Raw genomic sequence first — 26768 nt, 5'->3', positions numbered from 1 at the left:
GGCGAACGCCGGAACACCGCATGGCCCTCTTCCCGCCCACGACGGACCGCCGCGCCACGCACGGCCTCCCACCCGAGCACGGGCGAACGCCGGAACACCGCATGGCCCTCTTCCCGCCCACGACGGACCGCCGCGCCACGCACGGCCTCCCACCCGAGCACGGGCGAACGCCGGAACGCCACCGCAGCCCCAACCGGGTCCCGGCCGCCCGCCGAGGCGCACGCGGTCCACCGCCGGAGCGCGGACACAGGCCCGATCACCGGAGCACTCCCTTCCGCCCCACGACCGACCGCCGGGAAGCGCGCGGTCCTCCGCCCGAGCGCAGCAGCGCGACCCCTGCGGGCACCCCGAGCAGCGCCGTCCAGGCGCCGGCCGGCACCTCGACCGGCGCGAGCGCCAGGCGGGCCGGGACGTCGGCGACCACCACCACGACCGCGCCCCACGCCGCCGACCAGGGCAGCCACCGCACCGCGTCCGCGGCGGGGGCGAGCTTGCGGGCCAGATGCGGGGCGAGGAACCCGACCCACGCCACCGGCCCGCACACCGCCGTCACCGGCGCGATGAGGACGACGGCGATGGCCAGCGCGGCGAACCGGGCCCGCTGCGCCCGCACGCCGAGCGCCTCGGCGTCCTCGTCGCCGAGGCGCAGCACCGACAGCACCGGCGCGCACAGCACCAGCGCCGGGACGGCAACGAGCAGCCACGGCCACAGCCCGGTGACGTCCTCCCAGGTGCGGCCGGAGAGTGAGCCGAGCAGATAGCGGTAGATGAGCTGGAGGTCGAGCTGGTCGGCCATCACCATGAGGACGAGCAGTGCGGCCTGCAACGCGGCGGCGACGGCGGCACCGGTCAGCAGCACCGCGGACGGGCTGCGCCCCAACCCGGCGGCGAGCAGCGTCAGTCCGCCGCCCAGCACGGCCCCGCCGATGGCCAGCAGCGGCTGGACGACGGCGGGCAGCGACACGGCCAGGACGAGCGGCGCGGCGACACCCAGCGCGGCGCCCGAGGAGACGCCCAGCATCTCGGGCACGGCCAGTGGATTGCGCAGCGCCTCCTGGAGCACGAGCCCCGCCGCGCCCAGGCAGGCACCGGCGACGAGCGCCAGCACCAGCCGGGGCAGGCGGAGTTCGCCGACGACGATCCCGGCGAGCGAGGCGTCCCCGTCCAGCAGCGCGGCGGGCAGCCGGTGCGGCGGGATCTGCGGCGTGCCGAGGCTCAGCGCACAGCCGGAGGCGACGACCAGCAGCCCGATCAGAACGGGCAGCCGCCATCGCCCCGGCACGCGCACGGCCGGCCCGGCGGAGACGTCGTCGACGGGGGTCGGGGAATCGTCGTCGACGGACGTGGTGGACGCACTCACCGCAGCGCGGCCGTGGCCTCGTCCAGCACGATCCCCAGCGAGCGGGTGCCGCGCCCCTTGGCCCACACCTCGGAGTCGACCTCGTGCACGTCCCCGTTCCGCACGGCGGGGATCTTCCCCCACAGCGGGTTCTTGGCGAGCTTCTCCGACAGCTTGCCGTCCGGCTCGCCGAAGGAGATCGTCTCGACGAACATCACGTCGACGTCGCGCGCGAGGATCTCCTCCAGGCTGTAACTGCCCTCCACGCCCCGCGACTTCCACGGGTAGTGGGCGATCCTCGGGAACAGGCTGGCGGCCACGTCGCCCTCCGGGGTGGCCACGCCGAAGTTCTCGTCGCTGCCGTAGATGACGAGCGCGGTCTTGTCGCTCCTGGCCGCCTCGGCCTTCGCGAGTTTGGTGCGGAAGGTCCTCTCGGCCTTCTCCCCCTCGGTGGTACGGCCGGTCAGCGCGGCGACGTCCCGCAGGTAGCCCACGCTGTCCTGCCAGGTCTCGGGCTGCATGGGCCAGAACGTGGTGGCGCCGTCGAGCGCCGGGGCGAGCTTGCCGTGGGTGTCCTCCAGGCCGATCACGAGGTCGGGCTTGTGGGAGAGGACCGCCTCCACCTCGGGGGCGATGAAACCGCCCGGCACGATGTCGACCTGCTTCGCCTTCTCCTTGCCCAGGAAGTCGGGGTGGGCGAGGAGCGCGCTGTTCGTGGCCGTCGGGACGATGCCCAGCTCGGTGAGGATGTCGTCGCAGAGCGCGAACAGGCAGACGATGCGCCGCGGTTCCTTCTCCAGGGAGATCTTCTTGCCGCCCGTGTCGGTGAGCGTGCGCGTGGCCTTGATGGGCTCCACGGTGACGTCCGTCCTGGCGGCGGCCGTGGCCTGCCCGCCCTCGGCGGGTTCGGTCGAGGAGCCGCACCCCGCCAGGACGGATATGGCTGTCGCGGCGATGAGCCAGTTTCGGACGAATCTCGACGGTGCGCGCAGCACGATGCCCTCGCTTCTTCTTCAGGGACCCGGAACGCGACGACAATACATGATAATCATTTTCAGTATCAGGGCTGGTTTCCGCCCTCCCCCGCCGCCGATGGAGGTCCCCGTGTCCGCCGATTCGCTCCTGCTCGTCTCCGACCATCTGGCCGGAGTGGTCCATGTGTTGACCGTTCCGGACGGCACGGAGGCGGGCCGCCTCGACGGCCGCCACCTGTCGGAGCACGCCGGGTTCCTCGCCCTGCCGGGCGGGCGGGTGGCCTGCGTGGACGACCGCAGCGGCGAGCTGCTGGTGCTGGATCCGTTCGGCGACGAACTGGTCGCGGCCGCGATACCGGTGGCGGTGCCCGCCGAACACCTCGCCGTCGACCCGTCGGGCCGGTGGGCGGCCGTGACGACGGGCCTCGGCAAGAACGCCGCACCGTGGTCGGACGTGCTGACTGTCGCCGACCTGGAGACGGGGGACGCGGCGCGGGTGCGCACACGGGTGGGTGAACCGGGGGTCACGGTCCTCGACGCGTACGAGGGCGAGGGCGAGAGCGCGTACGAGAGCGAGTACGCGTACGAGGGGGAGAGCGCGTACGAGGGCGAGAGCGCGTACGAGGGCGAGGGCGACGGGGAAGGGGGCCCCCTTGTCGTCCTGCGCCACCGCGAACCCGGCGCACTGGCCGTCCACCGGTTCGCCGACCTGCTGACCGCCCCGCCCGGCTGCCCGCCCGTCACCCCGTCCGCGCGGCTCGCGCTGCCCGACGACGGCCACGGCGACGCCCAACTCCCCCGGCGCGGGCTGGTGTTCGCCGCCACGGGAGAGGGCGTCCACGTGGCGCGCCGCGCGGGCGACGGCCTCGTCCCGCAACCGGTCATCCCCTGGGGGGCGAAGGGCCGGGGCTGGTACCTGCGTCTGGACACCCGCCGTCCGGCCCTGTGGTCGACGCTGCGGGGCGGCCCCACGGACCCGCTGCGCTGGCCGGAGTGGACGAATCAGGCCTGGCACCACGACCTGACGACACACGGGACGACCCTGACCGACCTGGGCCCCGGGCTGGTGTTCCGGCTGGCCCTGGCCAGGAACCACACGGTGTTCACCCGCATCCACCCGGACGGCGACGAGTTGATCCTGCTGGGCCCGGACGGCACCGACCGCCGCGTCCCGCTCCCGGCCATGTCGGGCGCCCCGCGACGCGGCGGTACCCCCTGGGAGGGCGTCCAGCGCCGGGCCGTGGCGGCATCACCCGGCTCGGACCATGCGGCCGTCACCCGCGGCGGCCACGGCGAAGTCCATCTCGTCGACACCCGCACGGGCGACGAGACGGCCCGCCTGAAGCTGCCGACGCCGCTGGACCACGGCGGCCACGCCATGCTGCGCACCCGGGAGGACGGCGCGGAGGGAGATCCTGTGGGGCGGTGAACGGCCCTGCCCGCACCGCACCGTCGCACGGCCTTTGCCCGCACCGCACCGTCGCACGGCCCTTGCCCGCACCGGCCCGTCGCACGGCCCTTGCCCGCACCGGCCCGTCGCACGGCGCGGCCCGGCTTCCGTATCAGCCGTTTCCTGGCTTGAATCGCCGGGCCGACCGCCCCCGGACACGTAGACCCTCTTGCAGCTTCTTGTCGTGGGCGCATCAATGATGGGGCACCTCACCATCCCAGCGGCGGACCACCACGTGCAGGAGCGTCTTTCCGATGGCAGTGACACACAGAACCCGGTGGCGGCTCACCGCCGCGTTGTCCGCGGCGGCCACTGCCGTCGCCCTCGCACTGGCAGCGGCCACCCCCGGCCAGGCCGCTGCGGGCGAAGGCCGGATCGTCGGCGCGGGGAACGGCAAGGACGCGGTGAAGGACAGCTACATCGTCGTGCTGGGGAAGAACTCCGGCATCGGGGCCGCCTCGGCCGCGGGCCGCGGCCTGGTCTCCCGCTACGGCGGCGAGGTCGAGCGCACCTATACCGCCGTCCTCAACGGCTACGCCGCCCGCATGACCGAGTCCGAGGCCCGGCGGCTCGCCGCCGACCCCTCCGTCGCGCAGGTCGTCCAGAACACCACCGTCCAGGCCCGGGCCACTCAGCTCAACCCTCCCTGGAACCTGGACCGCATCGACCAGGCGTACCCGCCGCTGGACGGCTCGTACACCTACCCCGACAGCGCCGGGGAAGGCGTTCACGCGTACATCATCGACACCGGAGTGCGCATCACCCACCGCGCCTTCGGCGGTCGCGCCTCCTACGGTTACGACGCCGTCGACGGCGACACCACCGCCCCGGACGGCAACGGCCACGGCACCCACATCGCCGGCATCGTCGCCGGCACGGTGCACGGGGTCGCCAAGAAGGCCACCGTCGTCGCCGTACGCGTGCTGGACTCCAACGGCGCCGGTACCGTCGCCGGGGTGCTGGACGGCATCGACTGGGTCACCGCGAACGCCGTGAAGCCCGCCGTGGCCAACCTCAGTATCGGTGGCGGTGCCAGCACCGTCCTCGACACCGCCGTACGGGAGTCGATCGCGTCCGGTGTCACCTACGCCGTCGCCGCGGGCGGATCCGGCACCGACGCCTCCGCGTTCTCGCCGGCCCGTGTCACCGAGGCACTCACCGTCGGCGCCACCGACTTCGGTGACAGCCGCACGTCCTCCTCCAACTACGGCCGCGTGCTGGACCTGTTCGCCCCCGGCGCGTCCATCACCTCGGCCTGGGGCACCGGCGACACCGCCACCAACACCATCTCCGGCACCTCGGTGGCGGCTCCTCACGTCGCCGGCGCGGCCGCCCTCTACCTCGGCGAGCACCGCTCGGCATCACCCGCCCAGGTGGCCAACGCCCTCGTCGCGGCAGCCACCCCGGTGGTCCGCAATCCCGGCTCCGGCTCCCCCAACCTGCTGCTGCGCATCACCTGGTGACGCCGACGCCGACGGGACGCCGCCTGCGCGGGGACGGCCGGCGGCCTCCCGCGCAGCCGGGGCGGACGCGTCCCTACCCGAGGAACGACAGCCGCACCTGACGGTCCGGGTTGTCGACGTTCGTGTCCACCAGGCACACCGACTGCCACGTCCCCAGCTCCAGCCGGCCGCCGACCACGGGCAGCGTCGCGTGGGGCGGGACGAGGGCCGGCAGGACGTGGTCGCGGCCGTGGCCGGGGCTGCCGTGGCGGTGCTGCCAGCGGTCGTCCGCCGGGAGCAGGGTGTGCAGCGCGGCCAGGAGGTCGTCGTCGCTGCCGGCGCCCGTCTCGATGACGGCGATCCCGGCCGTGGCGTGCGGGACGAAGATGTTGAGGAGGCCGTCGCGGCCGGCCGCGACCTCCCGCAGGAAGGCCTCGCAGTCGCGGGTCAGGTCGGCGACCCGCTCCCGGGACCCGGTGGAGACGGTCAGAACTCGGGTGGTGAACGCATCGGACATGCCCCCATCCTGACGCAAACGGGGCGGCGGGCGCGCCACCGGCCGACCGGCTGCCGATACGGGAGGTCCACGTGCCGAGACGCCCGTTGACCGTGCGCACGACATCTGGCTAGGTTCGGCGGCATGTTGCGTTCAGCCCTGCTCACCACGCGCGGTCACATCGACCTGCTGCGGGTGGCTTCCGCCGCGTGTCGCCGCGGCTGCTGACGCCCTCTCTCGCTCTTCTTTCTCTCTTTGTTCGCCTCGGCGCCCTGTCCTGCCCCGCTCCGCCCCGCCCTGCCCCGCGTCTGAGTCCCGCCTGAGTCGTATCCGGCTCCCGCGGCCTCGCTGACTCCCGGGCCGGCCGTGCGGCTGCGCGCGCCGAGGTGTCCCTCCTGCCTCCTTGCCACCCGTTCGTGGAGTGCTCATGAGCATCAGTCATGCCCCGCCCGACCCCTCCGGTCCGGATATTTCCCCGATATCCGGTGTCCCCGGCCCGCGTGAGGCCGAGTCGGCCGCGTTCTCCGATGCCGACGACCGCGTCGCCGCCGGGACCGGCCGGTCGCCCGACCTCGTCCCCCTCGTCCCCGCGTCCTCCCGCCGTGCCCGCGTGCCGCGCTGGCTGCGGCGTACCACCGGTCCCGTCCTGCTGCTGGTGCTGTGGCAACTCCTCAGCAGCACCGGTGTGTTGACGGCCGACGTGCTGGCCTCGCCCGGGCGCATCGCCCAAGTGGGCCGGGACATGGTGACCGACGGCTCGCTGCCCTCGGCCATGGGCACCTCGCTCCAGCGAGTCGCCGCAGGCATGCTGCTCGGCGCCGTGGTCGGGACCGGACTCGCCCTGGTCTCCGGGCTGTTCCGGATCGGCGAGGACCTCGTCGACGCGTCGGTGCAGATGCTGCGGACCGTGCCGTTCGTCGGCCTCATCCCGCTGTTCATCATCTGGTTCGGCATCGGCGAGGCCCCGAAGGTCGCCATCATCACCCTCGGCGTGACGTTCCCGCTCTACCTCAACGTCTACGCCGGGATCCGCGGTGTGGACGCCCAGTTGATCGAGGCCGGTGAGTCGCTGGGACTGTCGCGGTGGGGTCTCGTGCGGCACGTCGTCCTGCCCGGCGCGCTGCCCGGCGCCATGACCGGGCTGCGGTACTCCCTCGGCATCTCCTGGCTGGCCCTCGTCTTCGCCGAGCAGGTCAACGCCGACTCCGGCATCGGGTTCCTGATGGTCCAGGCGCGGGACTTCCTGCGGACCGACGTGATCGTGGTCTGCCTCGTCGTCTACGCGTTCCTCGGTCTGCTCGCCGACTTCATCGTCCGCTCCCTCGAAAGGCTGCTGCTGCAATGGCGACCGACGTTCACCGGCCGGTGACCCGGCAGGCCGTACGCGTCGAAGGGCTGACCCGCTCCTTCGACGGCCGCGCCGTCATCGACGACCTGCGGCTGGACATCGAACCGGGCGAATTCGTCGCCCTGTTGGGGCGCAGCGGCTGCGGCAAGTCGACGCTGCTGCGCATCCTCGCGGGTCTCGACCGGGACATCGAGGGCACCGTCCTCGTGCCGCGCCGCAAGGCGGTCGCGTTCCAGGCGCCGCGCCTGATGCCGTGGAAGAAGGTGTGGCGCAACGTGCTGCTCGGTCTGCCCGGCAGGCCCGAACGCGCCGTCGCCGAGCGGGCCCTCGGCGAGGTCGGGCTCGGTCACCGCACGAACGCCTGGCCCAAGACCCTGTCCGGCGGCGAGGCCCAGCGCGCGTCGCTGGCCCGCGCCCTGGTGCGGGAGCCCGATCTGCTGTTGCTGGACGAGCCGTTCGGCGCACTCGACGCGCTCACCCGCATCACCGCCCAGCGGCTGGTCGGCGAGTTGTGGCAGCGGCGCGGCTGCGCCGTTCTGCTCGTCACGCACGACGTCGAGGAGGCCGTGCTGCTCGCCGACCGCGTGCTCGTCATGGACGACGGCGTCATCGCCCACGAGCAGCGCGTCGCACTCGACCGGCCCCGTGACATCACCGACCCCCGCTTCGCCGAGCTGCGCGCCGCCCTCCTCGAACGCCTCGGCGTCGAACCGGCCGGCGAAGCCGCCTGAACTGCCCGCCACGAAGTTCCACCCTCACGAACGGACACGTCATGAGACGACGCCTCCTCCCCGCCGCGCTGTTCCTCCCCCTCGCTCTCCTCGCCTCGGCCTGCGGCGGCGACTCCGCCGCCTCCACCTCGGGCGACGGCACCGACGGGCAGGGCTCCGTCACGCTCGACGTCGGGGACCAGAAGGGAGGTTCCGAGGCCGTCCTCAGGGCCGCCGGGGAACTCGAGGACCTCGACTACAAGATCAAATGGTCGACATTCACCTCCGGCCCGCCCCTGCTGGAGGCCGTCAACGCGGGCGCCGTCGACATCGGCGGCGTCGGCAACACCCCGCCCGTGTTCGCCGCCGGCGCCGGCTCGAAGATCTCCGTCGTGGCCGCCTGGCACGGCACGTCCAGGGGCGACACCATCCTCGTCCCGAACGACTCACGGCTGAAGAGTCCCGCCGAGCTCAAGGGCAGGTCCGTCGCGGTGGCCCAGGGCTCCTCCGCGCACTACCAGTTGGTCGCCTCCCTGAAGAAGGCCGGGCTGAGCCTCGCCGACGTCGAGGTCAAGTACCTCCAGCCGGCCGACGCGCTCGCCGCGTTCACCTCCGGCAAGGTCGACGCGTGGGCGGTCTGGGACCCGTACACCTCCCAGGTGCTGCGGGCGAAGCAGGGGCGGATCCTCACGACGGGCGACGGCGTGACGAACGGGCTGACCTTCCAGGTGGCGGCGCCGCGCGCCCTGGAGGACCCGAAGAAGGTCACCGCGCTCAAGGACTACCTGGAGCGGCTGCGGCGCGCGACCGCCTGGGTCCGCGACCACAAGGAGGACTGGGCCGAGGTGTGGTCGAAGGACACCGGCCTGCCCTACGACGTGGCGCTGGACTCGGTGAAGCGCACCAACGCCAGCCGGGTCGCGGTCGCCGTCGACGATCCGCTGGTCGCCTCCGAGCAGGAGATCGCCGACGCCTTCACCGAACTGAAGCTCATCCCGCGCAAGGTCGACTTCGGCGACTTCGTCGACCGGCGCTTCAACGGCGACCTGCCGCCCTCGACCACCCCCGCCCGCGACTGACCCGTGCGGCCGAGAAGGGATCACACGACATGACCGTACGACTCCACTGGTTCCTGCCCACGGGCGGCGACGGCCGCACCCTGGTGGACCGGCACGCGTACGCCCCCAACGACCTGGGCGCCGCCCGCAAGGTCAGCGGGGTGCGCGCGCCCGACATCGCGTACCTCGCGCAGATCGCCAAGGCGGCCGAACGGCTGGGCTTCGAGGCGGTGCTGACGCCGACGGGCACCTGGTGCGAGGACGCCTGGCTGACGACGGTGGCGCTCGCCCAGCACACCGAGCGGCTGAAGTTCCTGGTGGCGTTCCGTCCGGGGCTGCTGTCGCCGACGCTCGCCGCGCAGATGGCGGCGACGTACCAGCGCCTGACCCGCGGGCGGCTGCTGCTGAACGTCGTCACCGGCGGCGACTCGGCCGAGCAGCGCCGCTTCGGCGACCGGCTCGACCACGACCAGCGGTACGCCCGGACCGACGAGTTCCTGTCCGTCGTGCGCGGCGTGTGGCGGGGCGGGCCGTTCGACTTCGACGGTGCCCACTACCAGGTCGAGGGCGGGCTGACCGCGCTGCCGCCCGACCCGGTGCCGCCGTTGTTCTTCGGCGGGTCGTCGCCGGCCGCCGGACCGGTCGCGGCGCGGCACGCCGACGTGTATCTGACCTGGGGCGAGCCGCCCGCGCAGGTCAAGGAGAAGATCGACTGGATCCGCTCGCTCGCCGAGGCGGAGGGCCGCACGGTCCGCTTCGGCGTCCGGCTGCACACCATTTCCCGGGACTCCTCCGCGGACGCCTGGGCGACGGCGAACCGGCTGCTCGACGACCTCGACGCGGACACCGTCGCGGCGGCGCAGGCCGCGCTCGGCCGCAGCGAGTCGGTGGGGCAGCAGCGCATGCTGGCCCTGCACGGCGGCTCCCGCGCCGACCTGGAGATCCATCCCCACCTGTGGGCCGGCGTCGGCCTGGTGCGGGGCGGCGCGGGCACCGCGCTGGTCGGCAGTCACAGCGAGGTCGCGGATCTCATCGAGGAGTACCACGCGCTGGGCGTCGAGCACTTCGTGCTGTCCGGCTATCCGCATCTCGAGGAGGCCTACTGGTTCGGGGAGGGCGTGATTCCCGAGCTCGCGGCGCGCGGGCTGCTGGCGGGTGCGGAGTCGGGTGCGGTTGCGGATGCGGAGTCGGGTGCGCCGCTCCTCGTGGCGGGCGGGCGCTGAGCCCGGGGCCGTGCCGGGAAGATCGGCGGGCCCTTCCCTGTTGGTAGAAGCGTGAACAACACGCGTGAGGTCGAGGTCGTGGTGGTGGGCGCCGGGCAGGCGGGTCTGGCCGGCGCCTACCACCTGCGGCGCACCGGTTTCCGCCCGGACCGGGACTTCGTGGTGCTGGACCACTCGCCCGGTCCGGGCGGCGCCTGGCAGTTCCGGTGGCCGTCACTGACGTACGGCAAGGTGCACGGCATGCACTCCCTGCCCGGCATGGAGCTCACGGACGCGGCCCCCGCGCGGCCGTCGTCGCAGGTCGTCGCCGAGTACTTCGCCGACTACGAGCAGACTTTCGACCTGCGGGTACGGCGTCCCGTGGACGTCCGGGCGGTACGGGAGGGCGACGGCGGGCGGCTGCTAGTCGAGACCTCGGACGGCACCTGGGCGACCCGCGCGCTGATCAACGCGACCGGCACCTGGGACCGGCCGTTCTGGCCGCGCTACCCGGGCCAGGAGACGTTCCGCGGACGGCAGCTGCACACCGCGCGGTACCCGGGGCCCGAGGCGTTCGCCGGGCAGCGGGTCGTCGTGGTGGGCGGCGGCGCGTCCGGGACGCAGCACCTGCTGGAAATCGCCCCGCTCGCGGCCGCGACCACGTGGGTGACCCGGCGTCCTCCGGTCTTCCGGGAGGGTCCCTTCGACGAGGAGGCGGGCCGTGCCGCGGTCGCGCTGGTCGAGGAACGGGTGCGGCAGGGGCTGCCGCCGAAGAGCGTCGTCTCGGTGACCGGCCTGCCCCTCAACGACGCGATCCGGCAGGGCCTGCGGGACGGTGTGCTGGACCGGCAGCCGATGTTCGACCGGATCACAGCGGACGGTGTGGCGTGGAACGACGGGCGGCAGGTGGCTGCCGACGTCATTCTGTGGGCGACCGGTTTCCGGCCCGCCGTCGATCATCTCGCGCCGCTGCGGCTGCGCGAACCCGGCGGCGGGATCCGCGTCGAGGGCACGCGCGCGGTCGCCGACCCGCGCGTCCACCTCGTCGGCTACGGCCCGTCCGCCAGCACCATCGGCGCCAACCGCGCGGGACGCGCGGCCGTACGGGACATCAGGCGGCTGCTGGCCGGTGAGCCCGCGCCGGTGGCCGCGTGATGTCCCGCACGGCTCACTTGGCCGCGGGTGAACCAGACTTGTCCTGTTGGCGGTTGAACTCGGCGACGTTGCGCCGGTGTTCGGCGTAGTCGGCGGTGAAGCGGGTGTCGCCGGGCTTGACCGTGACGAAGTACAGCCAGTTCCCCGGCGTCGGCGAGATCGCGGCGCGCATCGCGTCCTCGCCCGGATTGTCGATGGGCGTGGGCGGCAGACCCATGCGCTGGTACGAGTTGTACGGACTGTCGAGCCGCGTGTCCTTCACGGTCGTCCGCAGCATGGACCGGCCCAGGGCGTAGTTGATGGTGGAGTCCATCTGGAGCGGCATGCCGCGCTCCAGCCGGTTGAAGATCACCCGGGCCACCTTGCCCATGTCGTCCTTCGTGGCCGCCTCGGCCTGCACGATGCTCGCGATGGTGACCGCCTGGTAGACGTTCATCGCGTTGCGCTCCGCGCCGGCGGCGATCGGAGCGCCGTTGAACTTCTTGTGGGCCGTGTCGGCCATGGCCCTGAGCAGTTGCTCCGGCGTCGTCTTCTCGTCGAGCGGATACGTCGCCGGGAAGAGGTAGCCCTCGGGGTTGCCCTCGGCGTCGTTGGGCAGTTTGAGGTCGGTCTTGGCCAGGGACTTCCTCGTGGTTCCGGCAGGCAGGGCGAGGGCCTTGTCGACGGCCTCGTAGACCTGGTGCGCACGCCAGCCCTCCGGGATCACCAGGGACGTGGGCCGGGAGTCCTCGTCGCCGCCCGTACTCAGCAGCGGCACCGCCACGGCGGTGCCTGCCACGACGGCTCCGGTCGCGATGAGGGCGAGACGGCCCCGGCGCGTCAGTCGAATCGTGCTCCGTGGCGGAGTGTTCATCTGCATGCGGGCACGGTAACCCGCTAAACGTCACAAACCCGGCATATCTTCATTTTGTCAGCTCCAGTCGGGCGTCCCTGCGGACCAGCTCCGCGTACTTGCCGTCGCGCTCCAACAGCTCGTCGTGCGTGCCCCGTTCGGCCACCCGGCCCGCATCGAGGACCACGATCTGGTCGGCACCCCGAATGGTGGACAGGCGGTGCGCGATGGTGAGCGTGGTGCGGTTGGCCGACAGCGCGTCGACGGCCGCCTGCACGGCGTGCTCGGTGCGGGTGTCGAGGGCGCTGGTCGCCTCGTCGAGGATGAGGACGGGCGGGTCGCGCAGGATGGTGCGGGCGATGGCCAGGCGCTGCTTCTCACCGCCGGAGAAGCGGTGCCCCCGCTCGCCCACGACGGTGTCGTAACCGTCGGGCAGGGCGGCGATGTGGTCGTGGATCTGGGCGGCCTTCGCCGCCGCGCGCAGCTCCTCGTCGGTGGCGTCCGGCTTGGCGAAACGCAGGTTGTCGGCGACGGAGGCGTGGAAGAGGTACGTCTCCTGGGAGACGACGCCGATCGCGCGCGCGAGGGTGTCGAAGTCGAGGTCCCGCACGTCGACCCCGTCCAGGGTGACCCGGCCGCGCGTCACGTCGTACAGCCGTGGGACCAGGTGGCCGAGCGTCGACTTGCCGGCGCCGGTCGGGCCGACGACGGCGAGGCTGCTGCCCGCGGGGACCGTGATGTCGATGTCGTCAAGGACCGGGGCGCCCTTGTCGTCGTAGCGGAATTCGACGTTCTCGAAGCGGATCTCCCCCTTGATCCGGTCGAGGTGGACCGGGTTGTCGCGCTCGGTGATGTCGACGGGCAGGTCCAGGTACTCGAAGATGCGCTGGAACAGCGCGAGCGAGGTCTGGATCTGCACGCCGGTCGACAGCAGGCTGACGGCCGGGCGGAACAGGCCCTGCTGGAGCGAGACGAACGCGACGATCGTGCCGATGGAGACCTGCGGACCGCCCAGTTGGAGCGCCATGCCGGCGGTCCAGTAGATGACGGCGGGCATGGCGGCCATGACGATCGTGATCACGGCCATGCGCCAGCGCCCGGCCATGTTCGACCGCACCTCCAGGTCGACCAGCCGCTCGGACTCCTTTGAGAAGGCGCCGGTGAGCGAGTCGGAGCGGCCCATCGTGCGGCCCAGCAGGATGCCGCTGACGGACAGCGACTCGGTGACCGTGGCGGCCATCGCGGCCATCTGCTTCTGCTTGTGCGCGGTGATCTTCTTGCGTTCGTTGCCGACTCTGCGGCTGATCCACACGAACACCGGCAGCAACAGCAGGGAGACGACGGTCAGGCGCCAGTCGAGGGCGAGCATCGCGACGATCGTGGCGACGACAGTGGTGAGGTTGGAGACCAGCGAGGTCGCCGTGGACGTGACGGTGGCCTGCATGCCGCCGATGTCGTTGGCGATCCGGGACTGCACCTCGCCGGTGCGCGTGCGGGTGAAGAAGGCGAGCGACATGCGCTGGAGCCGGCCGTAGACGGCGGTGCGCAGATCGTGCATGACGCGCTGCCCGACCGTCGTGGAGATCAGGGTCTGCAGCACGCCGAAGACGCTGGTGAGGACGGCGCTGAGGATCATACCGAGGGCGAGCAGGCTGAGCAGCCCCGTGCGGCCCTCGGGGATCGCGACGTCGAGCGTCTCCTTCAGCAGGAAGGGCGTGGCGACCGAGACCAGCGACGCGGCCCCGACCAGCAGGCCGACGATCGCGAGACGGCCCCGGTAGGGACGGAACAGCTTCAGGATGCGGCGGACCTGCCGCGGCTGCTCCTCGGAGTCGGCCGGCGGCGTCCAGGCGGGTTCGTGATCGGGGTGCATGGGCTCCTACGGAAGGGACGAGTGCTGCGACGACGGGCGGGCCTGGGCTGCGGCCCAGTGAGCCTAACTCATTGTTACCTATACTCACAATGAACAACGTCCTGATATTGTTCCCGCATGACCACCGCCGACTCCGACGACGGCCCGCTCGCCGAACAGCTGCTGCGCCTCACCCGCCGGATGCACCGCATCCAGAAGCGCCATTTCCAGGAGGGCGGCCTGGGTGTCACTCCGGCGCAGGCCCGGCTGCTGCGCACGCTGGCGCACTACCCCGCGCCGCCGCGCATGGCCGACCTGGCCGAGCGCCTGGAGGTGGTCCCCCGCGCGGTGACGACACTCGTCGACGGACTCGAGGCGAGCGGCATGGTGCGACGGGCGCCCGACCCGACGAACCGCCGCGTGATCCGGATCGAGCTCACGGACGAGGGACACGAGGCCGTGAGCGAGCTGCACGGCGCACGACGGGCCGCGGCGCAGGAAATCCTGGCGCCGCTGACGGCCGAGCAACGGACCGTGCTCGAAGGGCTCCTGGACACCCTGGTGGACGGCACGCCCGAGGGGAACGAGCACGGGCACGGGCACGGGCACGGGCACGCCAGCGACGGAGAGCACCGCACCTGCTGACCCCACCGGGACACGCGTGACACAGAGGCCCGCGGCGTGGGCGACGGCCGGATCACCCGGCCCCGCCGCGGGCCGTCGCCGTGTCGCCGCGCCCGGAGGCACGGCCGAGGCCGCCCGACGGCGTGGAAAAACCGGTTGCCTCCCACCACTCTGCGACGCGAACCTGTCACGGTTTGCTGTTCCCGCACAGCGACTCCCTCCTCCCCGACCTGACACGAGCCACTGGGACGTCATGCAGATCCAAGACCTTCCGTATCCCGACCCGGGTGAGCCGGACGCTCGCTCGGGGCCCCGATTCCTGTGGTGGCTCTTCCGGAACCAACTGGGCGGCCAGTCCAAGTCGTTGGCCTGGGGTCTGCTGCACTTCGGCGCCGTATCCACCCTGCCGTTCTGCGTGGGACTCGCCGTGCAGGCCGTCGTCGACCGGTCCGGCCCCCGTCTCGCGCTGGCCGGAGCCCTGATGGCGCTGGTGTGCGTCGCGAACGCCGTCGGTGACACCTTCCTGCACCGCACCGCCGTCACCAACTGGATCACGGCCGCCGCCCGCGTCCAGCAGCTGCTGGCCCGCAAGACCGCCCAACTGGGCTCGGCCCTGACCCGGCGCGTCGCCGCCGGCGAGGTCGTGGCCGTCTCCACCGGGGACGTCGAGAAGATCGGCTGGTTCGTCGAAGCCCTGTCGCGCTTCACCGCGGCATTCCTCACCATCGTGCTCGTCTGCGTCGGCCTCCTCGTCTACCAGCCCGCCCTCGGCGTGATCGTCGCCGTCGGCCTGCCCGTCCTCGCCGTCGCCGTACTGCCGCTGCTGCCCCGCGCCACCCGGCGTGCCGACACGCAGCGCGAGAAGGCGGGCCGCGCCACCGAGCTGGCCTCGGACACCGTCGCCGGGCTGCGCGTGCTGCGCGGCATCGGCGGCGAGGAGCTGTTCCTCGACCGCTACCGCAGCGCCTCCCAGGAGGTCCGCCGGGCGGCCGTGCGCAGCGCCCGCATGTGGTCGCTGATCGCCGCGATCCAGGTGCTGCTGCCCGGTCTGCTGCTCATCGCGGTCGTCTGGCACGGCGTACGGCTGACCCAGGAGGGCCGCATCACCGTCGGCGAACTGGTCACCGTCTACAGCTCCGTCATGCTCCTTACATACCCCTTGCGCCATTTCGAGGAGATCGCGATGGCCTACTCCTTCTCCCGTCCGTCGGCCAAGCGGGCCGCGCGGGTGCTGTCGCTGGAGAGGGCCACGGACACCACGGGGTCCCGCGCCGCCGAAGTCCCCTCCGGCGACCTGTACGACCCCGCCACCGGTCTGCTCGCTCCCGCCGGCCTGCTCACCGCCGTGGTGTGCGGCGACCCGGACGCGGCCGGACGACTGGCGGAACGTCTGGGCGGACACTCCTCCGAGCAGAGCACCTCGGTGCTGCTGGGCGGGGTGCCGCTCGACGAGCTGCCGCTGGACTCGGCGCGCACCGCCGTCCTCGTCCAGGACAAGGACCCGGTGCTGCTGTCGGGCTCGCTGCGGGACCTGCTCGACGTCCCCGCCTCGGGTGCCGTCGCCCCCGCCGACGCGCTGGCCGCGGCCCAGTGCGACGACGTCCTCGCGGCACTCGCGCAGGGCTCGCTGGACGCCGAGGACCCGATGGACGCCCGGATCACCGAGCGCGGCCGGTCGCTGTCCGGCGGCCAGCGCCAGCGGCTCGCGCTCGCCCGGTCACTGGTCACCGATCCCGAGGTGCTCGTCCTGGACGAGCCGACCTCCGCCGTCGACTCCCACACCGAGGCCCGGATCGCACGCGGCGTGCGCGAGCTGCGGGCCGACCGCACGACCGTGGTGTTCACGTCGTCCCCGCTGCTGCTGGACCGGGCCGACCGCGTCGTGTTCCTGCACGACGAGCAGGTCGTCGCGGTGGGCGCCCACCGCGAACTGGTGGCGACCGAGCCCCGGTACCGCGCGGTCGTGACCCGCGAGACCGACGACGAGGCGACCTCCCGCGAGGAAGAGGCCGGCAGGGCCGCCCTGCTCGCGGGCGGCGCGTCCGAGCCGCACCGGGACGGGTCCGGCGAGCCGTCCGGCCCGCGCCACGTTCTTGAAGAGCTGGAAGAACTGCAAGAGATCGAGGAGACCGCATGATCGGCGTGGCGCCACCGGCGTACGACCCGGCGGCACCGACCACGGCGAGCACGCTGCCGGTCGGCGCCCCCGCGACCGTACGCGCCTATGTGGCCGAACTGCTGCGCCGGCACCGGCGCGCCTTCCTGCTGCTCGTCACCGTCAACACGATCGCCGTGATCGCCTCCATGGCCGGCCCCTACCTGCTCGGCGGGCTCGTGGAGCGGGTGTCGGACGGGGCCGGGGAGCTGCGCCTGGAGCTCACCGCCGGGCTGTTCGTGGCCGCACTGCTCGTCCAGGCCGCGTTCGTGCGGCAGGTGCGGCTGCGCGGCGCGATGCTCGGCGAGCGGATGCTGGCCGATCTGCGGGAGGACTTCCTCGTGCGGTCGGTCGGGCTGCCGCCGGGCGTGCTGGAACGCGCCGGGACGGGCGATCTGCTGTCCCGGATTACGACGGACGTCGACCGGCTCGCCAACGCGATGCGCGAGGCCGTGCCCCAGCTGACCATCGGCGTCGTCTGGGCGGGTCTGCTGCTCGGCGGTCTCGTGGTGACCGCTCCGGAGCTGGCCCCGGCGGTGCTGCTGGCGGTGCCCCTGCTGGTCGTCGGCTGCCGCTGGTACTTCCGCCGGGCGCCCTCGGCGTACCGCTCCGAGGCCGCCGGGTACGCCGCCGTGGCCGCCGCGCTCGCCGAGACCGTGGACGCCGGGCGGACCGTCGAGGCCCACCGTCTCGGCGACCGCCGCGTCGCCCTGTCGGAGCGCCGCATCAAGGAGTGGACGGCCTGGGAGAACTACACGCTCTGGCTGCGCTCGGTGCTCTTCCCGGTCATCAACGTCACCCATGTCACCGTCCTCGCCTCCGTGCTGCTGATCGGCGGCGTGTTCGTCCTGGAGGGCTGGATCGGGGTCGGCCAGCTGACCACGGGCGCCCTCATCGCCCAGATGCTCGTCGACCCGGTGGGGCTGATCCTGCGCTGGTACGACGAGCTCCAGGTGGCGCAGGTGTCGCTGGCACGTCTGGTCGGTGTGCGGGACATCGAACCCGAGGCGGGCGACGACGAACTGAGCCCGCAGGGGCGCGACGTGCACGCCGACCGTGTGCATTTCGGCTACCGCGAGGGCGTCGATGTACTGCGCAAGGTGTCCCTGGAAGTGGCCCCGGGCACGCGGCTGGCGCTGGTCGGTCCCTCCGGCGCGGGAAAGTCCACCCTGGGCAGGCTGCTCGCCGGCATCTACGCGCCCCGGGACGGCAGGATCACCCTGGGCGGCGCCGAGCTCTCCCGGATGCCCGCCGAGCGCACCCGCTCCCACGTCGCCCTCGTCAACCAGGAGCACCACGTCTTCGTCGGCTCCCTGCGGGACAACCTCAGGCTCGCCCGCGCGGACGCCGGGGACGCCGAGCTGTGGGCGGCGCTGGGGGCCGTCGACGCGGACGACTGGGCCCGGGCGCTGGACGACGGCCTGGACACCGAGGTCGGTTCCGGCAGCGTCGCGCTCACCCCGGCCCAGGCGCAGCAGATCGCGCTGGCGCGCCTGGTGCTGGCCGACCCGCACACGCTGGTCCTGGACGAGGCGACGTCCCTGCTCGACCCGCGGGCGGCGCGTCATCTGGAACGGTCCCTGGCCCGGGTGCTCGACGGCCGGACCGTGGTCGCCATCGCCCACCGGCTGCACACCGCCCACGACGCCGACGTGATCGCCGTCGTCGAGGACGGCCGCATCAGCGAACTCGGCAGCCACGACGAGCTCGTCGCGGCCGACGGGGCGTACGCGGCGCTGTGGCGGTCGTGGCACGGGTGACGCGCCCGCGCGGATCGTTAGGGGTCCCCGCCGGCCGGGGCCCCGCGCCTGCCCCTGGCGCGGCCCGGCCGCGCGCCGCGGCGGGTGTCGAGGCGGGCCGTGGCGGGCCGGTCACCGGGCGCCGCTCCCTGCCGTTGCGCCGTCCCGAACCGTGGTGGAACTCTGGAGGAAGGCACCGGCTCGGGGAGCCCCCGGGAACCACGTGGTTCGGCGACGGGCGGCGCCTGTGCTCCCGGCAGGCGTGGCCCACTGTGGTCCGCGACGAGAAGGGGCCCGTCCTCACCCCCTGGAGGTACCCGTGAACAGCGCCGACGGATGGGGAGACGACGTCTACCAGCCCGACGGGTCCGAGCAGCGGGAGGACACGGGGCTGCTCGACGCGGAGGACACCCTGGAGTACGACGGTGTCGACGACCCGCTCGACCGCGGCTGGTCCCCGCCGGAACGGCCCCTCGCGGTGGAACACATCGGTGTGACGGCCGCGGAGCGCCACCGGGGCGAGACCCTGGACCAGCGGCTCGCCGAGGAGCTGCCGGACCTCGCACCCCCCGACGGCGACGGGCTCGGCGACTCCCAGGGCACCGACGGCGAACTGCTGGACAACGAGGTGGGCGACGCCCGCTCCGGCCGGCTCGTCGCACCCGACGAGGGCGCCCACGAGGACGAGGAAGGCGCGCTGGTCGCCATGGACGTGGGCATCGACGGAGCCGCCGCCTCCGCGGAGGAGGCCGCCGTGCACATCGTCGACGAGGAGGGCCTGCCGGGCTGATCCCGTCCGTCCCGCGACCCGCCCGGTCGCACCGCCGACTCCGCACGAGGAGCAGCCATGCAGCAGGACAAGCACCCCGCCTATCACGCCGTCGTCTTCCGTGACCGCTCCGCCGGGTACGCCTTCCTGACCCGGTCGACCGCGACCAGCGACCAGACCATCGAGTGGGACGACGGCGAGACGTACCCGGTCGTGGACGTGGAGATCTCCTCGGAGAGCCACCCCTTCTACACGGGCAAGGCGCGCACGGTGGACTCCGAGGGCCGCGTCGCCCGCTTCGAGCGCCGGTACGGCGGTGGCGAGGGCCGGGGCGCCGGCTGAGGAGCCGGCCCCGGGGCGGGCGCCCGCTGCCGGCGGCGGAGCACAGGCACCGGGCGTCGGAGCGGTCGCCGCCGTCAGATGAAGTTGAGCGCCGCCGCGCAGCCGAATCCGCCGAGGACCATGAACGCCGGCATCAGTACCTTGAGCTCGACCCAGCTGCCCGCCCGGAACCGCATCGCCTTCGGCGGCCCGATCGGGTACCAGCGCTTGCGGCCCACCGGGATCGGCCACAGGATCGGGCAGCCGGAGACCGTCAGCGCGTCGCCGAGGTCGTGCACCAGCGCGCCCAGCACGATGGGCAGGCCCAGCCACAGGTACTCCTGGCCCGGCGCCGTGAACAGCCAGTCCGCGCCGTTGCCCGGCTGGTCCAGGACTCCCGCGAGGATCCAGGCGCTGGTCGCCGCCAGCAGCCATACCAGGACGTCGCTGCTGGAGCCGCGGGTCGCCCGCCACAGCAGCCCTTCGATGGCCAGCACCATGTGCACGAAGAGGATCGCGAGCACGGCCCAGCGGCCCCCGGTTATCGCCAGTACCGAGGTGCCCGCGCCGATCAGCACGGCCCACAGCCAGGTGTGCGTGAGCGTGCGGTGCCCGCCCGAGCGGCGCGGGTCGCCCTGCTTCTTCGTCGCCTTGTAGACGGCGTAGGACAATTTGTCGACGATCTCGCACAGCCCCCGCGACAGGGGGCCGAAGGCCCGCGAGATGGTGGCCGCCTTGTGGTCGAGGTCGGGGGCGAGCGCCGCCCCGGCGCAGATCAGCGCGCCCACCAGCAGGACGGGCCAGGGCATCGTGTGCCCGGCCGCGGCGGCGGCCGCTCCGACGCCGAGCCAGGCGGCGGCGCCCGACAGTGAGTGCGCTGGTCCCATCATCGCCGTTGCCCGCCCCATTCCTCTTGTGCCGCTGTCCAGTTGACCGGGGGCGCTGACGCGCCGTCGGCGACACAGCGTAGCGTTCGCGATCTTCGGCCGGGCATCCGATTCCCGCATCGGGCCGGGGGCCAGGCAAGATGGGGGCGTGACCCTCATCGATCAGCTGCCGCCGACCGCCGACCCCGACGCCCTGTACGAAGCCTTCGAGTCCTGGGCCCAGGAGCGCGGTCTCACGCTCTATCCCCATCAGGAAGAGGCGCTGATCGAGGTGGTCTCCGGCGCGAACGTGATCGTGTCGACGCCCACCGGCTCCGGCAAGAGCATGATCGCGGCGGGTGCGCACTTCGCCGCGCTGGCCCGCGACGAGGTCACCTTCTACACGGCGCCGATCAAGGCACTGGTGTCGGAGAAGTTCTTCGAGCTGTGCAAGCTGTTCGGCACCGAGAACGTCGGCATGCTGACCGGCGACGCCTCCGTCAACGCCGACGCCCCGGTGATCTGCTGCACGGCCGAGGTGCTCGCCTCGATCGCGCTGCGCGACGGGAAGAACGCGGACGTCGGTCAGGTCGTCATGGACGAGTTCCACTTCTACGCGGAGCCGGACCGCGGCTGGGCCTGGCAGATCCCGCTGCTGGAACTGCCGCAGGCGCAGTTCGTGCTCATGTCGGCCACGCTCGGCGACGTGTCCTTCTTCGAGAAGGACCTCACGCGCCGCACCGGCCGCCCCACCTCCGTGGTCCGCTCGGCGACCCGCCCGGTGCCGCTGTCGTACGAGTACCGCTACACCCCGCTCACCGAGACGCTCACGGATCTGCTGGAGGCACGGCAGGCTCCCGTCTACATCGTGCACTTCACGCAGGCTCAGGCCGTGGAGCGGGCGCAGGCGCTGATGAGCATCAACATGTGCTCGCGCGAGGAGAAGGACCGGATCGCCGAGCTGATCGGCAACTTCCGCTTCACCACCAAGTTCGGGCGCAACCTCTCCCGGTACGTCCGGCACGGCATCGGTGTGCACCACGCCGGCATGCTGCCGAAGTACCGGCGTCTGGTGGAGAAGCTCGCGCAGGCCGGCCTGCTGAAGGTCATCTGCGGCACGGACACGCTCGGCGTGGGCGTCAACGTCCCCATCCGCACAGTGCTGTTCACGGCGCTCACCAAGTACGACGGCAGCCGGGTGCGCACGCTGCGCGCGCGTGAGTTCCACCAGATCGCGGGCCGGGCCGGCCGGGCGGGCTTCGACACGGAGGGCTTCGTCGTCGCGCAGGCCCCCGAGCACGTCATCGAGAACGAGAAGGCCCTCGCCAAGGCCGGTGACGACCCGAAGAAGCGCCGCAAGGTCGTCCGCAAGAAGGCGCCCGAGGGTTTCGTCGGGTGGACGGAGCAGACCTTCGAGAAGCTCATCGCGTCCGAGCCGGAGCCGCTGAACTCGCGTTTCCGGGTGACGCACACGATGCTGCTGTCGGTGATCGCCCGGCCGGGCAACGCCTTCAAGGCGATGCGGCATCTGCTGGAGGACAACCACGAGCCGCGCAAGCAGCAGCTGCGGCACATCCGGCGGGCCATCGCCATCTACCGCTCGCTGCTCGACGGCGGCATCGTGGAGAAGCTGGACGAGCCGGACGCCGAGGGCCGCATCGTCCGCCTCACGGTGGACCTGCAGCAGGACTTCGCGCTGAACCAGCCGCTGTCCACGTTCGCCCTGGCCGCGTTCGAGCTGCTGGACCCCGAGTCGCCGTCGTACGCCCTGGACATGGTGTCCGTCGTGGAGTCCACGCTGGACGACCCGCGGCAGATCCTGGCGGCCCAGCAGAACAAGGCGCGCGGCGAGGCCGTGGCCGCGATGAAGGCGGACGGCGTCGAGTACGAGGAGCGCATGGAGCGTCTCCAGGACGTCTCGTACCCGAAGCCGCTGGAGGAGCTGCTCTTCCACGCGTACAACACGTACCGCAAGAGTCACCCCTGGGTCGGTGACCATCCGCTGTCGCCGAAGTCGGTCGTGCGTGACATGTACGAGCGGGCCATGTCCTTCACGGAGTTGGTGTCGTTCTACGAGCTGGCCCGCACCGAGGGCATCGTGCTGCGCTACCTGGCCGGCGCCTACAAGGCCCTCGACCACACGATCCCCGACGACCTCAAGTCGGAGGATCTGCAGGACCTGATCGAGTGGCTGGGCGAGATGGTGCGCCAGGTCGACTCGAGCCTGCTGGACGAGTGGGAGCAGCTGGCCAACCCGGAGGAGATGACCGCCGAGGAGGCCCAGGAGAAGGCCGACGAGGTCAAGCCGGTCACCACGAACGCCCGCGCCTTCCGCGTGCTGGTCCGCAACGCGATGTTCCGCCGGGTCGAGCTCGCGGCCCTCGACCAGGTCGAGGAGCTGGGCGAGATGGACGCCGAGTCCGGCTGGGACGCCGAGGCGTGGGGCGAGGCGATGGACAAGTACTGGGACGAGTACGAGGACCTGGGCACGGGTCCCGACGCGCGCGGGCCCAAGCTGCTGGTGATCCAGGAGGAGCCGCAGAACGGCCTGTGGCGTGTCCGCCAGATCTTCGACGATCCGAACGGCGACCACGACTGGGGCATCAGCGCGGAGGTCGATCTGACCGCCTCCGACGCGGAGGGCCGTGCGATCGTGCGCGTCACCGCCGTCGGTCAGCTCTGAGCACAGGAGAACACCAGCCATGACGAACCCGGCCGAGAGCCTCGTCGACCTGCTCGACCTGGAGCAGATCGAGGTCAACATCTTCCGTGGGCGCAGCCCGGAGGAGTCCCTGCAGCGGGTCTTCGGCGGCCAGGTGGCCGGGCAGGCCCTGGTCGCCGCCGGCCGCACCACGGAGGGCGACCGTCCCGTGCACTCGCTGCACGCGTACTTCCTGCGGCCCGGCCGGCCGGGCGTGCCGATCGTGTACCAGGTCGAGCGGGTGCGGGACGGGCGGTCGTTCACGACCCGCCGGGTCACCGCGGTGCAGCAGGGGCGCACGATCTTCAATCTCACCGCCTCCTTTCACAAGCCTGAGCAGGGGAGTTTCGAGCACCAGCTGCCGCCGGCCCGCGAGGTTCCGTCGCCGGAGTCGCTGCCGACGGTCGTCGACGAGATCCGGGAGCATCTGGGCGCTCTGCCGGAGCAGTTGGAGCGGATGGCGCGCCGTCAGCCCTTCGACATCCGTTACGTCGACCGGCTGCGCTGGACCGCCGAGGAGGTCAAGGACGCCGACCCGCGCAGCGCCGTGTGGATGCGCGCGGTGGGCCCGCTGGGGGACGACCCGCTGGTGCACACGTGCGCGCTGACGTACGCCAGCGACATGACCCTTCTGGACGCCGTGCGTATTCCCGTCGAACCCCTGTGGGGTCCGCGGGGGTTCGACATGGCGTCGCTGGACCACGCGATGTGGTTCCACCGGCCGTTTCGCGCGGACGAGTGGTTCCTGTACGACCAGGAGTCGCCGATCGCGACGGGCGGACGGGGGCTGGCTCGTGGCCGGATCTACGACCTCGAGGGACGTCTGCTGGTGTCCGTCGTGCAGGAAGGGCTGTTCAGGGCGCTGTAGGCCGTGCTCCTCTGCGGCGCAGCCAGCCCCGCAGGCCGCGTGTCGAGCCCGGAGGGACCGTGCTCTGCTCCGGCTCGGTCGTGGCGCGTTCCGGCCCGTCTGCCTTCCGTCCCGCCTGCGGAACCGTCGCGTCCGGCTTCGGTGCGGGACGCGGCGCCGGGCGGTCGGCCCGTGCCTCGTCCAGTGCCCGTGCCAGGTCGGCGCGGAGCCAGCCGATCTCGTCCGGGTCGTGCGCGGTCATGATCTCCTGGGCGAGGCCGGCGGCGGGCGATCCGGGCGCGCCGTGGGCGGGAGGGCCCGGACGGAACCGGACCAAGTAGGCGCGCTCGTAGGGGTCCTTGACCATCTCGGCGACCTGGACGGGATCGAGCAGGCAGGTCACGGCGGCGGCGCGGGCCCACGGGTCGCCGTCGGCCTGGCGCAGCAGGAACCCGAGGTGGCGTCCTCGCCAGTTGCGCGGGCGCAGGTCCACTCCCTCCGCCAGCTGCCCGCGCAGGCCTTCGGGGGTGCGGCCGCTCAGCAGCGGCGCGTTGTTCCCGTCGGCCGCGAACTGCCGTAGTTCTTCCGCGAGGTAGAGCCAGACGACGGTCCGGTACCGGTTCAGATAGAACTTCACCGGTACGACGAGCCCCAGGCGGGCGAGGCGGGTGAACCTGCCCGGGGGCACGTCGAGGATTGCCGCGCCGTCCCTGGTGCCCACGGCTTCGACGCGCTTGCGCAGCCCGTCCGGGAAGCCGTCCTCCGCTCGCAGGCGCTCGATCTCCTCGCGTGGGACACGTCCGCCGCCCTCGTCGCGCACGGTCCTGACGCGGCCGAGGTGCACGGCGAGGTCGAACTCGCTTCGCTTGAGTCCCAGTTCCCGCGCGGCTCGGCTCGGCGAGAGCAGCGCGGCGGTCCTTGATGTGGTGGTCCTTGAAGTGGTGGTCGGCGCTGAGACTGCGGCGTTGCCGGTCATGGTCGGTCTCCCCCGTGGAGTGGACGGCTCGCCCGGTCGTGGCGGCCTCGGAAAAAACCGTAGCCGCTTGCGACCCTCTCGTGACGAGCCTGTGGAAAACTCCACGGGACCGGGCAAATCGCCAGGTCAGGGCTCCGTTCTCGGCTTCCGTTCCGGCTGCCGCGCGTCCACGTCGAGGTGCTCTCCGACCCGGTTGACGAGCAGCGTCATCTCGTAGGCGATCCTGCCGATGTCGGCCTCGGCGCCGCTCAGGACGCACAGGCAACTGCCGGTGCCGGCGGCGGTGACGAACAGCACCGCGTCATCGAACTCGATCATCGTCTGGCGCACGTCCCCCGCGCCGAAGTGCCGCCCCGAGCCCTTGGCGAGGCTGTGCAGCCCGGAGGACACGGCGGCGAGGTGCTCCGCGTCCTCGCGCCGGAGTCCCGTACTCGCCCCCGTCACCAGCCCGTCGTTGGACAGCACCAGCGCGTGCCGCACGTGCGCGACGCGCTCGGTCAAGTCGTCCAGCAGCCAGCCGAGGCCCTTGGTCTGCGCCATGGTCCGGTCTCCCCGTGTTCTCCCCGTGCGATGTCTCCCCCTTGGCAGGGGCATCTCCCCCAGCCAGCCTTCCCCACCGCCTGGCTGCGGGCAAGGAGGACGAGCGCGTGGCACGGAAGATGACCGACGACGAGTGGTGCGGCCGCTACTCGGTGGCTTGTGAATGGCGTTCATGCGTTTCATGGCTCACCGGACGGCGTTCCCGCGTCTCGTTGGCCTGTGCGGCGCCCCTGCAGCGCCCCGGACCTTCAGCACCCCGGACCTTCAGCCCACGGAGTCGAGGAGCCGGGCGGTGTGCATCCGCCCGGCGTACTCGACGAGCCGGATCAGCACCTCCTTCCCGGAGTCGCGGTCGCGGGCGTCGCACAGCACGACGGGAGTTCCCCGGTCGAGGTCGAGCGCGCGTGTCACGGACCCGGCGTCATGGTGCCGGGCGCCCGGGAAGCAGTTGACCGCGACCACGAACGGGATGCGCCGGTGCTCGAAGTAGTCGACGGCCGGGAAGCAGTCCTCCAGGCGGCGGGTGTCGGCGAGGACGACGGCACCGAGCGCGCCCTGGGACAGTTCGTCCCACAGGAACCAGAAGCGGTCCTGTCCGGGTGTGCCGAACAGGTAGAGCGAGAGCCCCGACCTGATCGTGATGCGGCCGAAGTCCATGGCGACAGTCGTCGTGACCTTGTGGTCGACGCCGTCCGTGTCGTCCACCAACTGGCCCGCTTCACTGAGCAGTTCCTCCGTGCGCAGCGGTCTGATCTCGCTGACCGCGCCCACCATGGTGGTTTTTCCCACGCCGAATCCGCCCGCGACCAGGATCTTCAGCGCCAGGGCGGCGGAGTCGGCGTCTGTGGCGTCGGAGTGCTCGGAGACCATCGTTCACTTCTCTCGGGAGCGCCGGAAACGGTCGGCGTGCGGAGGGCCGGAAGGGCTGGGGGCAGCGGGGGGTGGTTCATCACAGTGCGCGGAGGCCTTCGATCACCTCGCGCAGAATCCGTTCGTCGGGCAATTGGGCGGGCGGTACGGGGCGGTGGACCGTCACGCGGCCGAGCTCCAGGAGGTCGCCGAGGAGCACCCGGACGACTCCCACGGGGAGATCCGCGCCGGCGGACAGTTCCGCGACCGACTGGGTCTCGGTGCGGCACAGGTCGAGCAGGGCGCGGTGCTCCGGTCCCAGTGAGGCGTCCTCGGCGCCCGGCGCACCGGGGGTCGGGGTGACGAGCGCGATCAGGTCGAAGCGCACTCCGCTCGGCCCGGGCCTGGTCCGGCCGCCCGTCATGGCGTACGGGCGCACCAAGGGTCCGGCCTCGTTGTCGTACCACCGGCTGCCTTGTTCGTGCGGGGCGCCGGCCATGTCCTCGGTCATCCTGTCGGATCC

At 72.3% G+C, this 26768-nt stretch carries 25 protein-coding genes; 15 read left to right on the top strand and 10 right to left on the bottom strand.

Going from position 1 to position 26768, the window contains the following annotated elements; all coding sequences use genetic code 11:
* Positions 1 to 256: 256 nt before the first annotated feature.
* Together ACZ7D7_RS26530 and ACZ7D7_RS26525 are read right to left on the bottom strand one after the other, a co-directional pair.
* Positions 257 to 1243 (bottom strand): FecCD family ABC transporter permease, encoded by a 987-nt coding sequence (locus ACZ7D7_RS26530; protein WP_470827627.1) that lies wholly within the window; start codon positions 1241 to 1243, stop codon positions 257 to 259.
* A gap of 113 nt (positions 1244 to 1356) precedes the next feature.
* Positions 1357 to 2334 (bottom strand): ABC transporter substrate-binding protein, encoded by a 978-nt coding sequence (locus ACZ7D7_RS26525; RefSeq protein ID WP_470827468.1) that lies wholly within the window; start codon positions 2332 to 2334, stop codon positions 1357 to 1359.
* Between the two features lie 97 nt (positions 2335 to 2431).
* On the opposite strand from ACZ7D7_RS26525, the gene ACZ7D7_RS26520 reads away from it, so the two are divergent.
* Positions 2432 to 3742, top strand: a complete 1311-nt coding sequence (locus tag ACZ7D7_RS26520; RefSeq protein ID WP_470827467.1) for a hypothetical protein — start codon at positions 2432 to 2434, stop codon at positions 3740 to 3742.
* Between the two features lie 275 nt (positions 3743 to 4017).
* Positions 4018 to 5226: a S8 family peptidase gene (locus ACZ7D7_RS26515; protein WP_470827465.1), complete on the top strand. Its 1209-nt coding sequence runs from the start codon at positions 4018 to 4020 to the stop codon at positions 5224 to 5226.
* A gap of 73 nt (positions 5227 to 5299) precedes the next feature.
* On the opposite strand, the gene ACZ7D7_RS26510 is transcribed toward ACZ7D7_RS26515, so the two are convergent.
* Positions 5300 to 5722 (bottom strand): secondary thiamine-phosphate synthase enzyme YjbQ, encoded by a 423-nt coding sequence (locus ACZ7D7_RS26510; RefSeq protein WP_470827464.1) that lies wholly within the window; start codon positions 5720 to 5722, stop codon positions 5300 to 5302.
* Positions 5723 to 5845: 123 nt separating this feature from the next.
* On the opposite strand from ACZ7D7_RS26510, the gene ACZ7D7_RS26505 reads away from it, so the two are divergent.
* The 6 genes from ACZ7D7_RS26505 (at position 5846) to ACZ7D7_RS26480 (ending at position 11174) form a co-directional block, all read left to right on the top strand.
* Positions 5846 to 5929 carry a putative leader peptide gene (locus ACZ7D7_RS26505; protein ID WP_349817350.1) on the top strand — a complete coding sequence of 28 codons (84 nt, stop codon included), beginning with the start codon at positions 5846 to 5848 and terminating at the stop codon, positions 5927 to 5929.
* A gap of 199 nt (positions 5930 to 6128) precedes the next feature.
* Positions 6129 to 7070 carry an ABC transporter permease gene (locus ACZ7D7_RS26500; protein ID WP_470827462.1) on the top strand — a complete coding sequence of 314 codons (942 nt, stop codon included), beginning with the start codon at positions 6129 to 6131 and terminating at the stop codon, positions 7068 to 7070.
* Complete coding sequence (locus ACZ7D7_RS26495; RefSeq protein WP_470827460.1) at positions 7043 to 7780, top strand: ABC transporter ATP-binding protein; 738 nt, start codon at positions 7043 to 7045, stop codon at positions 7778 to 7780. Before ACZ7D7_RS26500 ends, ACZ7D7_RS26495 begins: the two co-directional genes overlap by 28 nt.
* A gap of 41 nt (positions 7781 to 7821) precedes the next feature.
* On the top strand, positions 7822 to 8838 hold the full coding sequence (locus ACZ7D7_RS26490) for an ABC transporter substrate-binding protein (protein WP_470827459.1): 1017 nt from the start codon (positions 7822 to 7824) through the stop codon (positions 8836 to 8838).
* Positions 8839 to 8867: 29 nt separating this feature from the next.
* Positions 8868 to 10040: an LLM class flavin-dependent oxidoreductase gene (locus tag ACZ7D7_RS26485; RefSeq protein ID WP_470827457.1), complete on the top strand. Its 1173-nt coding sequence runs from the start codon at positions 8868 to 8870 to the stop codon at positions 10038 to 10040.
* A gap of 51 nt (positions 10041 to 10091) precedes the next feature.
* Positions 10092 to 11174 (top strand): NAD(P)-binding domain-containing protein, encoded by a 1083-nt coding sequence (locus ACZ7D7_RS26480; protein WP_470827455.1) that lies wholly within the window; start codon positions 10092 to 10094, stop codon positions 11172 to 11174.
* Between the two features lie 13 nt (positions 11175 to 11187).
* On the opposite strand, the gene mltG is transcribed toward ACZ7D7_RS26480, so the two are convergent.
* The gene (mltG, locus tag ACZ7D7_RS26475) at positions 11188 to 12033 is read right to left on the bottom strand and encodes an endolytic transglycosylase MltG (RefSeq protein WP_470827454.1); all 846 of its coding nucleotides are present in this window, start codon (positions 12031 to 12033) and stop codon (positions 11188 to 11190) included.
* Positions 12034 to 12076: 43 nt separating this feature from the next.
* Positions 12077 to 13879, bottom strand: a complete 1803-nt coding sequence (locus ACZ7D7_RS26470) for an ABC transporter ATP-binding protein (protein ID WP_470827453.1) — start codon at positions 13877 to 13879, stop codon at positions 12077 to 12079.
* A gap of 117 nt (positions 13880 to 13996) precedes the next feature.
* Between ACZ7D7_RS26470 and ACZ7D7_RS26465 the strand changes: the two genes are divergently transcribed.
* The 5 genes from ACZ7D7_RS26465 to ACZ7D7_RS26445 all read left to right on the top strand — a co-directional run bounded on the left by ACZ7D7_RS26465 (position 13997) and on the right by ACZ7D7_RS26445 (position 19487).
* Positions 13997 to 14503: a MarR family winged helix-turn-helix transcriptional regulator gene (locus ACZ7D7_RS26465; protein ID WP_470827452.1), complete on the top strand. Its 507-nt coding sequence runs from the start codon at positions 13997 to 13999 to the stop codon at positions 14501 to 14503.
* Between the two features lie 232 nt (positions 14504 to 14735).
* A complete protein-coding gene (locus ACZ7D7_RS26460) occupies positions 14736 to 16619 on the top strand; it encodes an ABC transporter ATP-binding protein (protein ID WP_470827450.1) in 1884 nt (627 codons plus the stop codon).
* Positions 16616 to 18397, top strand: coding sequence for an ABC transporter ATP-binding protein (locus tag ACZ7D7_RS26455; RefSeq protein ID WP_470827449.1), 1782 nt, complete (start codon positions 16616 to 16618; stop codon positions 18395 to 18397). The genes ACZ7D7_RS26460 and ACZ7D7_RS26455 overlap by 4 nt, the downstream gene beginning before the upstream one ends.
* A gap of 298 nt (positions 18398 to 18695) precedes the next feature.
* Positions 18696 to 19166 carry a DUF5709 domain-containing protein gene (locus tag ACZ7D7_RS26450; protein WP_470827448.1) on the top strand — a complete coding sequence of 157 codons (471 nt, stop codon included), beginning with the start codon at positions 18696 to 18698 and terminating at the stop codon, positions 19164 to 19166.
* Between the two features lie 57 nt (positions 19167 to 19223).
* On the top strand, positions 19224 to 19487 hold the full coding sequence (locus ACZ7D7_RS26445; RefSeq protein WP_470827446.1) for a type B 50S ribosomal protein L31: 264 nt from the start codon (positions 19224 to 19226) through the stop codon (positions 19485 to 19487).
* A 74-nt stretch (positions 19488 to 19561) separates the two neighbouring features.
* On the opposite strand, the gene ACZ7D7_RS26440 is transcribed toward ACZ7D7_RS26445, so the two are convergent.
* Complete coding sequence (locus tag ACZ7D7_RS26440) at positions 19562 to 20356, bottom strand: metal-dependent hydrolase (RefSeq protein ID WP_470827444.1); 795 nt, start codon at positions 20354 to 20356, stop codon at positions 19562 to 19564.
* Between the two features lie 145 nt (positions 20357 to 20501).
* On the opposite strand from ACZ7D7_RS26440, the gene ACZ7D7_RS26435 reads away from it, so the two are divergent.
* Complete coding sequence (locus tag ACZ7D7_RS26435) at positions 20502 to 23015, top strand: DEAD/DEAH box helicase (protein ID WP_470827443.1); 2514 nt, start codon at positions 20502 to 20504, stop codon at positions 23013 to 23015.
* Between the two features lie 19 nt (positions 23016 to 23034).
* Positions 23035 to 23901: an acyl-CoA thioesterase gene (locus ACZ7D7_RS26430; protein ID WP_470827441.1), complete on the top strand. Its 867-nt coding sequence runs from the start codon at positions 23035 to 23037 to the stop codon at positions 23899 to 23901.
* Here ACZ7D7_RS26430 and ACZ7D7_RS26425 read toward each other — a convergent pair.
* From ACZ7D7_RS26425 to ACZ7D7_RS26410, 4 genes are all read right to left on the bottom strand, one after another.
* Positions 23888 to 24856 (bottom strand): DUF6397 family protein, encoded by a 969-nt coding sequence (locus ACZ7D7_RS26425; RefSeq protein WP_470827440.1) that lies wholly within the window; start codon positions 24854 to 24856, stop codon positions 23888 to 23890. The two genes, ACZ7D7_RS26430 and ACZ7D7_RS26425, sit on opposite strands and share 14 nt — an antisense overlap.
* A gap of 126 nt (positions 24857 to 24982) precedes the next feature.
* Positions 24983 to 25396, bottom strand: a complete 414-nt coding sequence (locus ACZ7D7_RS26420; protein WP_470827438.1) for a roadblock/LC7 domain-containing protein — start codon at positions 25394 to 25396, stop codon at positions 24983 to 24985.
* Positions 25397 to 25660: 264 nt separating this feature from the next.
* The gene (locus ACZ7D7_RS26415) at positions 25661 to 26266 is read right to left on the bottom strand and encodes a GTP-binding protein (protein ID WP_470827437.1); all 606 of its coding nucleotides are present in this window, start codon (positions 26264 to 26266) and stop codon (positions 25661 to 25663) included.
* Positions 26267 to 26345: 79 nt separating this feature from the next.
* Positions 26346 to 26756 (bottom strand): DUF742 domain-containing protein, encoded by a 411-nt coding sequence (locus ACZ7D7_RS26410; RefSeq protein ID WP_470827436.1) that lies wholly within the window; start codon positions 26754 to 26756, stop codon positions 26346 to 26348.
* Between the last annotated feature and the right edge of the window lie 12 nt (positions 26757 to 26768).

The organism is Streptomyces sp. NPDC037054 (assembly GCF_055606745.1).
This window is presented reverse-complemented; position numbering and strand designations above follow the sequence as displayed.